Source organism: Paracoccus sp. S4493, from assembly GCF_000967735.1.
In the GTDB taxonomy this organism is placed as follows: Bacteria; Pseudomonadota; Alphaproteobacteria; order Rhodobacterales; family Rhodobacteraceae; genus Paracoccus; species Paracoccus marcusii.
Genome location: NZ_JXYF01000031.1, coordinates 1 through 1,153, shown reverse-complemented (window position 1 = coordinate 1,153; position 1,153 = coordinate 1). Strand labels below are relative to the sequence as shown.

At 68.0% G+C, this 1,153-nt stretch carries 1 protein-coding gene and 1 pseudogene; one reads left to right on the top strand and one right to left on the bottom strand.

What is annotated here, in order from left to right:
* Nucleotides 1-562: SIMPL domain-containing protein (locus tag TW83_RS06670; protein WP_045982001.1), on the bottom strand; the 562-nt coding region annotated here is incomplete at its 3' end.
* A gap of 201 nt (nt 563-763) precedes the next feature.
* Between TW83_RS06670 and TW83_RS06665 the strand changes: the two are divergent.
* Nucleotides 764-1,153 (top strand): annotated as a pseudogene (locus tag TW83_RS06665) (hypothetical protein); the annotation flags it as partial.

The window sequence follows — 1,153 nt, the reverse complement described above, 5'->3', positions numbered from 1 at the left end:
CCTCTGCCAGCAGCTCGGCCTTGCGGCGTGCGTCGGCCACGGCATCGCGGCGGGCCTGATCCTGCGCCTCGGCGCCATCCTCGCGGCTGAAGGTGATGCCGTTGATCTCATTGGCACCCGCGGTGACGATGGCATCCAGAACCTCGCCCAGACGGGCCAGGTCGGACACGCGCACCGCAACGGTGTTCGTCGCCTGATAGCCGGTGACGGTCGGAGCCTGGTTCTCGCCGTACTGCATCAGCGGGTTCAGGTTCAGCCCCGAGGTCTGGATCTGCGCCTCGTCGATCCCGGCACCGGTCAGCGCCTCGATCACCGCGCTCTGCTGGGTGCTGTTCTGCTCCATCGCGGCGGCGGCGCTGTCGGCCTGTGTAGTCACGCCCAGCTGGACGGTCGCCATGTCGGGGGCGATGCGGGACTGCCCCTCGCCGGTGACGGTCAGGCGCGACGGACCGGCCGGACCGCAGGCCATGGGCGCGGCAAGGGCGGGGGCGGCCATCAGGGCGGTCATGGCCACGGACAGGGCCAGCCGTCTGGCAGGGGGGGCACGGAAGATCGGTCGCATCAGGGGATCCTTTCTGATCGCGTGTTCGCTCAGGCGTTGATGCCCTGACCGATGCCCGCTTCCTAGCCCTTTCACGCGCAAAACCGATCACAGATATGGCAGTTCTTCTTTCAACGTTCCACAATTTGCGGTAGTGGTGATTGGTGAACAATGACGTCGCGGGCACGACCACGCGACGCACCCCGAGCAGTGAAGACAGCCATGAACCAGCACGCCGCGCCACCCGAATTCGCCATGAGCTTTACCCAGGAGGCGGTCCGGCTGGAATGCCGCAACGGCCCGGATTGGCGGCCCCTGGGCCATGCCCGCTTCGCCGGCGGCGACATGGCCGCCGTGCTGAATGGGCTGCGCGAGCAAGCAGGCGGCCAGGCCGGGGAACTGGACACGGTTCTGGTGATCCCCGACGATCAGATCCTGTACACGGTGCTGACGGTCCCCTTCGGCTCGGACACCGCTGCAACCATTGCGCGCGCGCTGGAGGCGTCGACCCCCTATCGCGCCGAGGATCTGGCCTTCGACTGGTGTCCTGCCACGAACGGCGACATCGAGACGTTGCGCGTGGCCGCCGTCGCCCGCCGCACCCTGCACGAG